This is a genomic window from Xanthomonas bromi (genome assembly GCF_900092025.1).
Taxonomy (GTDB): Bacteria; Pseudomonadota; Gammaproteobacteria; order Xanthomonadales; family Xanthomonadaceae; genus Xanthomonas; species Xanthomonas bromi.
In genome coordinates, this window is the sequence record NZ_FLTX01000014.1 from 1 (window position 1) to 8,870 (window position 8,870).

At 65.2% G+C, this 8,870-nt stretch carries 7 protein-coding genes and 2 other RNA genes; 4 read left to right on the forward strand and 5 right to left on the reverse strand.

What is annotated here, in order from left to right; all coding sequences use genetic code 11:
- Window positions 1–86 precede the first annotated feature (86 nt).
- Both XBLMG947_RS05830 and XBLMG947_RS05835 read right to left on the reverse strand, forming a co-directional pair.
- Window positions 87–1,055, reverse strand: a complete 969-nt coding sequence (locus tag XBLMG947_RS05830; RefSeq protein WP_065466830.1) for an IS5 family transposase — start codon at window positions 1,053–1,055, stop codon at window positions 87–89.
- A 448-nt stretch (window positions 1,056–1,503) separates the two neighbouring features.
- A non-coding RNA gene (locus XBLMG947_RS05835) (sX9 sRNA) lies at window positions 1,504–1,580 on the reverse strand.
- A gap of 180 nt (window positions 1,581–1,760) precedes the next feature.
- On the opposite strand from XBLMG947_RS05835, the gene XBLMG947_RS05840 reads away from it, so the two are divergent.
- Together XBLMG947_RS05840 and XBLMG947_RS05845 are read left to right on the forward strand one after the other, a co-directional pair.
- Window positions 1,761–3,413: a M28 family metallopeptidase gene (locus XBLMG947_RS05840; RefSeq protein ID WP_065466832.1), complete on the forward strand. Its 1,653-nt coding sequence runs from the start codon at window positions 1,761–1,763 to the stop codon at window positions 3,411–3,413.
- Between the two features lie 95 nt (window positions 3,414–3,508).
- Window positions 3,509–3,585: non-coding RNA, sX9 sRNA (locus XBLMG947_RS05845), on the forward strand.
- A 220-nt stretch (window positions 3,586–3,805) separates the two neighbouring features.
- Here XBLMG947_RS05845 and XBLMG947_RS05850 read toward each other — a convergent pair.
- Window positions 3,806–4,285, reverse strand: a complete 480-nt coding sequence (locus XBLMG947_RS05850) for a Rap1a/Tai family immunity protein (protein WP_065466840.1) — start codon at window positions 4,283–4,285, stop codon at window positions 3,806–3,808.
- Window positions 4,286–4,316: 31 nt separating this feature from the next.
- On the opposite strand from XBLMG947_RS05850, the gene yedA reads away from it, so the two are divergent.
- Together yedA and rarD are read left to right on the forward strand one after the other, a co-directional pair.
- Window positions 4,317–5,261 carry a drug/metabolite exporter YedA gene (gene yedA, locus XBLMG947_RS05855; RefSeq protein WP_181093108.1) on the forward strand — a complete coding sequence of 315 codons (945 nt, stop codon included), beginning with the start codon at window positions 4,317–4,319 and terminating at the stop codon, window positions 5,259–5,261.
- Window positions 5,258–6,166, forward strand: a complete 909-nt coding sequence (rarD, locus tag XBLMG947_RS05860) for an EamA family transporter RarD (protein WP_065466836.1) — start codon at window positions 5,258–5,260, stop codon at window positions 6,164–6,166. Before yedA ends, rarD begins: the two co-directional genes overlap by 4 nt.
- Before the next feature lie 58 nt (window positions 6,167–6,224).
- On the opposite strand, the gene XBLMG947_RS05865 is transcribed toward rarD, so the two are convergent.
- Window positions 6,225–7,340 carry an alpha/beta hydrolase family protein gene (locus XBLMG947_RS05865; protein WP_065466838.1) on the reverse strand — a complete coding sequence of 372 codons (1,116 nt, stop codon included), beginning with the start codon at window positions 7,338–7,340 and terminating at the stop codon, window positions 6,225–6,227.
- A 268-nt stretch (window positions 7,341–7,608) separates the two neighbouring features.
- Entirely contained in the window at window positions 7,609–8,868 is a 1,260-nt protein-coding gene (locus XBLMG947_RS05870) for an ABC transporter permease (protein WP_245228109.1), read from the reverse strand.
- Between the last annotated feature and the right edge of the window lie 2 nt (window positions 8,869–8,870).

Here is an 8,870-nt window from a genome sequence, read left to right on the forward strand (position 1 = left end):
CTTCTTGCATGTCAGTGACGCGCAAGACTCTGCGTCGGGTGCGATTCCTGCAACTTTCTGGCGGTTTTGACTGCCGCCAGGCAGCATTATCCCCTGGCCGGCAGCAACTGCCGGCGCACCATCCACAGGTTCGACAGCGCAAACAAGGTCAGCACCTGCGCGGTGTTCTTGGCCAGGCCGCGATAGCGCACCTTGGTGTAGCCAAACTGGCGCTTGATCACCCGGAACGGATGCTCCACCTTTGCGCGCACGCTGGCTTTGAAGTGTTCCCAACGTTCTGCCCGAGCACGCTCGCGCTTGTTGCCAATGGCGTGAATCGTGGAGCGCTTGGCGGCAATGAAAAATGCAGCCTCGCAGCGCTGCAGCTCGTCGCGCTTTTCCGCACCGGTGTAGCCGTTGTCGCCGAACACGCTGTCTTCCTTCCCGTGCAGTAATGCATGCGTCACTGTGACATCGGCCACGTTGGCTGCGGGGCACTGCACGTGGTGTACCAGCCCGGAAAACTCATCCACCCCGATGTGCGCCTTCATCCCGAAATACCATTGGTTGCCCTTCTTGGTCTGATGCATCTCAGGGTCGCGCGCACGATCTGCATTCTTGGTCGCACTGGGCGCAGCAATCAGCGTCGCATCGACGATCGTGCCCGACCGCAAACTTTGGCCCTTGCGCGCCAGATGCGCGTTGACGGCCTCTAGCATCTGCGTGGCAAGGCTATGGGTCTCCAACAGACAGCGAACGTTGAGAATCGTGGTCTCGTCAGGAACATTGTCCAAGCCACCGAGCTGGGCAAAAGGCCGCAAGGTCGGGATCTCGTGCAACGCTTCTTCCATCGCCGGATCGCTCAACGCATACCACTGCTGCAACAGATGGATCCGCAACATCGTCGCCAATGCGTACGGCTGCCGACCGGGCCGCCCCGATACCGGAGAGTGCGGCGCGATCAGGGCAAGCAGTTGCTGCCACGGAACGACCTGCTCCATCTCGGCCAGGAAGATCTCGCGGCGGGTCTGCTTGCGCTTGCTCAGGCCCTCAGCGTCACCGAACGTCAGTTGCATGGATGTCTCCTCACTCCGAAACGATAGTGTCGCGCTTTTTTGGCGCGTTGTTCAGAGGTTCCTTAGTGAGTGATAGCGTCGTTCAAAAGCTTGGTCAGTCGGGCGCGCGATGCCCTCACCGCTCGCGGGACACGCCGTGAACCCGTCCATGGGGGCGCGTTGGCGGCATCCATGCCGCCAACGGTCCCGCAAGCGGCGAGGACACCGCGCCAGACAGTTGGCTTGCGGCTTCGTTTAAGAACAAAACACTGCAGCAGATAGGTTGCTGGCTACCTTATTGAAGATTGTGCGCACTGACGATCTCAACGGGTCCTTGTCCGCTCACCGTCGCGGAACTTCTGCGCATAGAGCGCGCAGGAGCGCGTCCATGTAATAACTTTCGGAGTGTTTGCATGGTGGGCGGGAAAGGACTCTGCAGCCAAGCTGGAGATCATCCGCTCCTGAGAGTGTGTAATTAAACGTAGCGAGCATTCGTCAGGTGGGTGTGGACAGCGCGCCCAGCGTCGCAGCGTGCGCGTGGTACATATCGTTCCGAGCATTGTTCGCGCCCGCCTGGCGGTTGCGTAGTCGTGTTGTTAGCCCCCTCTTCGCCATGCACGCAGTCGCTGCGATCGAACGCATTCTCGCGTCATAGCGCTCCTGCATTGGCTGCGCGCTTGTAAACTATGTGTCATCTACCTGTTGCAAGGCCTCACCGTGAATCCGATGCGTATCCTGCTGTTGTCCGCCTGCCTGTTTGTGGGAGGTGTGGCGCAGGCCGCCAACGATCTGCCGGGCGGCGGCATCGATGCAGAGGCGTTGTCGCGGCACGTGCGGTTGCTGGCATCGGACGAGTTCGAAGGGCGCGCGCCGGCCAGTGCCGGTGAGCAGCGCACGGTCGATTACCTGGTGGAGCAGTTCAAGGCGGCCGGTCTGGAGCCAGGTGGCGAGCAGGGCGGTTGGACGCAGGCGGTGCCGCTGGTGCGCGCGCAGGTGAATGGTCCGGTGCGCGCAAGCCTGCGCGTCGGCGGCAAGACCCAGGCGCTGGTCAACGGAAGCGATGTGACCCTGCAGAGCCTGCGTCCGCAGAACGCGGTTGCCCTGAAGAATGCGCCGCTGGTGTTCGTCGGTTACGGCATCAGTGCGCCCGAGCGGCAATGGGACGATTACAAGGGCGTGGACCTGCGCGGCAAGATCGCCGTGGTGCTGATCAACGATGCCGATTTCGAATCGCCGCAACCGGGCGCCTTCGATGGCAAGGCCGTGACGTATTACGGGCGTTGGACCTACAAGTACGAAGATGCGGCGCGGCGCGGTGCGGCCGGTGTCTTGATCTTGCACGAGACTGCGCCGGCGGCGTATGGCTGGGCCACGGTGCAGAGTTCTGGGATGTCGCCGTTGTTCGACATCGAGCGCAGCGATGCCGATGCCAAGGCGCAGCACGTGCCGGTGCGTGGCTGGATGCAGCGTGCACTGGCGGTGTCGTTGTTCCAGCAGGCGGGCCTGGATTTCGAACAGGCCAAGGCACGTGCACAGCAGCGCGACTTCGCACCCATGGCGCTGGGCGATGCAACGCTGTCGGTGGACTTCAAGCTCAAGCGCGAGCGTGTGGTCACGCACAACGTGGTAGCCAAGCTCAGCGGCAGCCAGCATCCGGACGAGACGGTGATCTTCTCCGCGCACTGGGATGCCTTCGGTATCGGCAAGGCCGATGCCAGTGGCGATACGGTGCGACGTGGTGCGGTGGACAACGCCACGGGCGTGGCCAGCGTGCTGGAACTGGCACGCGTGTTCGCGGCCGGCCCCAAGCCGCAGCGCACGTTGTATTTCATTGCATTGACTGCCGAAGAAAAGGGCTTGCTCGGCGCCAACTACTACGCTGCGCATCCGCTGGCGCCGTTGGACAAGACGGTGGCAGTGCTCAACATGGAGATGTTCAGCCCGGATGGCCCGACGCGCGATATCGCGTCGTGGGGACGTGGACGGGTGTCGCTGGAAGGCGATCTGGAAACGGCCGCCAAGGCGCGCGGACGTAGCTATTCGCCGGACCCGAATCTGGAAGCAGGCTTCTTCTACCGCGCCGACCATTTTGCATTCGCGCGCATGGGTGTACCGGCGATCACCGCCGGCCCCGGTCTGGATATGCTCAACGGCGGCGTCACCGCAGGCAAGGCGCTGCGCGAGAAGTATTTTGCTGACTGCTACCACCAGCCGTGCGATCGCTGGACCCCGCAATGGGATGCCAGCGGCCATGCCGCCGATACCACACTGGTCTACGACGTGGGCGTGGCGCTGGCCAACGGCCGGCAGTGGCCGAGCTGGCAGGATGGCTCGGAGTTCAAGGCGATCCGTGCCAAGAGCGATGCTGCGCGCAAGTAATACGCAGTGGTGAGGGCATCACGCCCTCAACGAAGAGCGACTAGCAAAGCGACTGCGCCGCCGCCAGGCGGGCGCGGCCGGTGCTCGGAACCGGCATGTACTACTCGTACGCTGCGGTTCTGAGCGCGCCGTCCGCATCGACCTGACGATCGGCCGCTACATTTTGTTAGCCGCTCTAAGCGGCGACAAATGACTGAAAAAACGTCATTGCTCGCCACAAGGCGCGCAATGTCGGTGCTCGATGCGGTATGCATCACTCGTACGCTGGGGCGTCGGCCTTCCGTTCATGCCCAGCTGACGACGACTCGCTACGTTTTTATGCGCCGTTCTTGGCGCGAATGTCCGGCATTGCGGTCAATGCAAAGAACTGAACCGTTGCAGATAGACGTGCGCTACGGCTTGCCGGCGTTGGGTTGCTTGCCGCCAGTGGCACGCTTGCTTCCGCTGCGCACGCCGCCGCTGCAGGGATAGCGCTTTGCCAACGCCTGGACGATCAAGCCAGGTGCGGCTTCGTCCTGGCGTGCATCGGGCAGCGCGCCGATATCGGCGATGATCGCCTGCAGATCCGGTGTGCCGGTCTTCCCTGCCGGCATGCACCACTGCGTCCGGTAGTTGGCGCTGGCGACGCCGAGCAGGTAGGCGCCGGCGCGATTGGCCGACAGCAGGACCTTGAGTTCGGCCTGCGCTGGCGCGGTGATTTCCGGCGCGAGTGATCCGTCCAGTCCGGCTTCGATCAGCTTGCGTCCGCTGAGTTCCCACGGCTCCGGCGCGCGTGCCATTGCCGTGGTGGAAAGTGCGCTTAAGGTGGCCAGGGCCAGCCAGGGAAGACGGTGCTGCATGGGCACGCTCGGATGCGGTGTGAATTGCACCATACCGCGACCGGCATGCGGCGTGGGCTTTCGCATGTGCTCTAGAATTGAAGCTTCCGCTGCACTGCCTGGCACTGTTCCGATGTCTTTTTCTCACGATGCTGCCGCGCCTGCGCGCAGCGGGTTCATCGTTCTCGCCTTGTTGCTGGTCTACGTGGCGTGGGGCTCGACCTATCTGGCGATCCGCTTTGCGCTGGAAGGTGGCGCGCAGCCGCTGACGATGGTGTCCGGCGCACGTTTCATCGTCGCCGGGAGCGTGCTCTACGGTGTGCTGCGCTGGCGCGGTGTGGCTACGCCCACGCCCGCGCAATGGAAGAACGTGGCGCTGATGGGCGTGGCGTTGTTGCTGCTGGGCAACGGCATGGTGGTGTTGGCCGAGCGCAGCGTATCGTCTGGGCTGGCTGCGACCGCGGTGGCCTCGGTGCCGTTGTGGATGGCCTTGTGCGGTGCCCTGCGCGGGCAGCATGCCGGCGGCGGCGAATGGCTGGGCATCGTGATCGGTTTTCTGGGCGTGGTGTGGCTCAACGCCGGTAGCAGCCTGACCGCGACCCCGGGTGGACTGGTGCTGTTGTTGATTGCGCCGATCGGATGGACGTTCGGCTCGGTGTGGTCGCGCGGCCGCGATCTGCCTTCGCCGTTCATGACCGCATCCGGGCAGATGCTGTGCGGCGGCGTGCTGCTGGTCAGCACCGGCTTGCTGATCGGCGAGCGCCCGCAGGTGTGGTCGAGCCCGCAGGGGCTGCTGGCGGTGGCGTACTTGTGCGTGTTCGGATCGATCCTCGCGTTCACCGCCTACGTGTGGCTGCTGCATCACGTGCGTCCTGCGCTCGCCGGCAGCTACGCCTACGTCAATCCGTTGATTGCGGTGAGCCTGGGCGCCTGGCTTGGCCACGAGCGCTTCAGTGCGCAGGACATCGGTGCGATGGCGGTGATCCTGGCCGGCGTGTTGGTGGTCACCTTCGCCAAGGCACGGCGATGAGCGCGGTCTCGCCGCAGGAGGCGCGGCGCGGGTTGTTGATCACCGCATCCACCTTCGTGCTGTGGGGACTGGTGCCGGTGTACTGGCATCTGCTCAAGGCGGTGCCGTCGCTGCAGATCATCGCGCACCGCATCGTATGGAGCACGGTACTGGTGGTGGCGTGGCTGCTGGCGACCTCGGGCCTGCGCTGGTGGCGCAGCATCGCCGCGCAGCCACGTGCGCTACGCATGTTGGCCGGCAGCAGCGTGGCGATCGCGTTCAACTGGGGGCTGTATATCTGGGCGATCAATGCCGGGCACGTGATCGAGGCCAGCCTGGGGTATTTCATCAACCCGCTACTGAGCGTCTTGCTGGGCGTGCTGGTGTTGAAAGAGCGCCTGCGTCGCATCCAATGGGTGGCGGTGGTCTGCGCGGCAGCAGGTGTGCTGTGGCTGACCATCGATGCCGGCGCGCCGCCATGGATTGCGCTGGGGTTGGCGGTGTCGTTCGGTGTTTACGGGCTGCTGCGCAAATTGGTGGCGGTGGATCCGGTGGCCGGGCTGGGCGTGGAAAGCGTGTATCTGTTCGTGCCGGCGTTGCTGCTGGCGGCCTGGGGCGAGCAGGGCCATGGTGGCGGATTCCTGAGCGGTTGGAGCCTGCGCACCGATGCGATGCTGATCTTCGGTGGTGTGGTGACCGCGCTGCCGTTGATCGGCTTCGCTTATGGGGTGCGGCGCATTCCGTTGTCGTTGGTGGGCATCCTGCAATACATCGCGCCGAGTCTGCAGTTGTTGTTGGGCGTGTGGTTCTTCCACGAGCCGTTCGACCAGGGGCGCGCGATTGGCTTTGCTGCCATCTGGGCCGGCTTGTTGCTGTTCGTCGGCGATAGCGTGTTGCGGTCGCGGCAGCCGGTGGCGGCGCGCTGAGTCCGCGCCGCGCTGCGTCGTGCGTGTGGCGTTGGTCAGCGTCCCGCGATGGCCACGGTTAACTGCGTGGCACCGACGCGGGGCTGGCCACGGCCAGCGTGGAGGCCGGCAGCGCTTGCGGCGCAGTGCAATGGCTGGGGTCTTGCTGCACCTGTGTCAGCCATTGATCGATCGGCCCGCCGAGCAGGTCCAGCCGTAGCGGCAGGCTCAGATGGTTTTCGCCGGGCAGCTCGACGTACTGCGCACGCGCGCTTGCCAACGCCAGTGTGCGGCCATGGGCCACCGGAATGTGCTGATCGGCATCGCCATGCAACAGCAGCACGCAGCTGCGCGTCCCGGCCAGGGCGTGTGCGACATCGACACGGTCCAGGTCCAGCTTGAGCTGGGTGTCGGCGGCAGCGATCACCGCATCCAGATTCTGGTCGGCATAGCGCCAGCGTGCGTACGCCGCCACCGCGTGCCCGCGCCAACCGCTGGGCTGGCTGGTCAGCAGATGCGGCACCATGTCGCGGATGCCGCGACCGGCATTGGCGAAGGATTCCATCGCCACCACGCCGGCCACGCGCGGGCCGAGTTTGTCGGCGGTGAACAGCGCAGTGGCCGCACCGTAGGAAATGCCGAACAGATACAGCGGCCCGTGGATTTCGCCGCGCGGCTGCAGCGCGTTGATGACATCGATCACATCGTCGGACTCGCGCGTGCCGTAGCCCGACGGCCCGCCGCCGGAATGGCCGTGGTTGCGCAGGTCGATGGTGATCACCCGATAACCGGCCTGTGCCAGTTGCAGCGACCACGGCAACAGCGAGTCGCCGTCCATCATCCAGCCGTGCAGCACTACCACGGTGCCACGCGGCGCCGGTGGCGCGCCGGTGGGGGCCTTGAAACTGAAGTCCACATCCAGCGCATGCGCCGGGTCGTTGCGCTGGCCCAGGTAGCGGTAGCGCATGGCGTACTGGCCCGGGTCGATCGCACGCCAGAAGATCGGCACCTGGTCGCGCGTGGTCACGTGGCCGCTGCGGCTGGGCACGGTGGCGATGGTGGCGGCGATGCGTTCTTCGTCCAGCAACGGCGACACGCCACCGGGTGCGACCAGGCGCTCGCTGAGCGAGGTGGAGGAGGAAGAACAGCCGGCCAGCCACAGGCAGGCGCAGGCCAGCAGAAACAGGCGCGTCATAGCGGCACATCGTTGGATCAAACGGCCGGGCAGCCTACGGCCCGCCCGGCCCGTGCATCTACCGCAGTGCGGTGACAAAAAGATGACAGCCCGCATTATGTTCAGTTACTGCAGGCAGCCCGACGGGCGGCGGGCGGCGGTCCAGATCCCGACGCCCCAACGCCCGCCAAAATTCGATCGTCCACGATGCCGCCGCCACCGGCATCGCGCCTTTGTTGCTACGAATCCCCACTCCCAAATCCCCAATCCCGGCAGCCCACTGGGCTGCCTACACCGCACGCAACGCGGTGGTGATCGGCAACCGCGCCGCGCGCAGTGCCGGGAACAGCCCGCCGACCAGGCCAATGCCCAGCGCCCACTTCAAGCCGCTCCACAGCAGCGCCGGCGACACCTTGAACTGGAATACCACCTGGCTGAAATTGTTGCCCAGCGTGGAGACGGTATAGCCGTTGAACACCGCCCAGGCGATTGCCCCGCCCAGCAGCCCGGCCAGCAACGCCAGCAACATGGTTTCCAGCATCAGCGCCATGATCACCGGCGTGCCGCGAAATCCGATCGCACGCATGGTGGCGATCTCGCGCGCGCGCGTGGCCACCGCCGCATACATGGTGTTGAGCGCGCCGAATACCGCACCCACCGCCATGATCGCGCCGATTACCGTGCCCAGGATGCTGATCAACTTGTTCAAGCCGCCGCCTTGTTTGCCGTAATAGGCGCGCGTGGTTTCCACATCCAGTTTGAGCCGCGGGTCGGCGGCCATGGCAGTCTTGAACTGGGCGAAGCCGGCCTTGCCGCTGGTACGCAGGCTGATCGACTGATAGGCGCTGCGGTTGTAGGTGGTGGCCAGGGTCTGCGCGTCGGTCCACATCTCCGAATCGTGCGCATCGCCGGAGGCGAACACGCCCACGACGGTCCACTGCTGGCTGCCGAGCGTGAGCGTCTTGCCCAGCTCCAATCCGCGGAACTGATTCAAGGCACCCTTGCCGACCACCATTTCGCGCAGGCCGGTGGTGAAGCGGCGGCCTTGCACGATCTTGACCTTGTCATGCACCGCCCAGCCCTGTTCGCCCACGCCACGCAGTTGCGCATTGACGTCGGTGCCATCGGAGCGGGAGGCGATATTGACCACTTGCGAGAGTTCCGGCGACAGCAGCGGGCGGCCATTGGCATCGGCGGCGATGCCGGGCAGGCTGCTGATCAGCGGCACCAGATCGCGGGTGACCACCGAGTTGGTCTCCGCCTGCGAACCGCCGCGCAGGACGATCGCGGTGGTGTCGTCGCCGGTGCTGTTGAGCGTGGCCTGGAACCCCTGGCCCATCGCCAGCATCGCCACCAGCACGCCGACCACGCCGGCAATGCCGACCACGATCACCGAGCTGGACCCCCAGCGTTGCGGCAAGGTGGCGATGCCGATGCGTGCGGCGGCCAGCGAGAGCCGGCCACTGCGCGTGACCACCAGCCACACCGCCAGCAATGCCGCGATTGGCAGCAGCATCCACGGCAGTGCGATCCAGGCAGCCAGTCCGATCG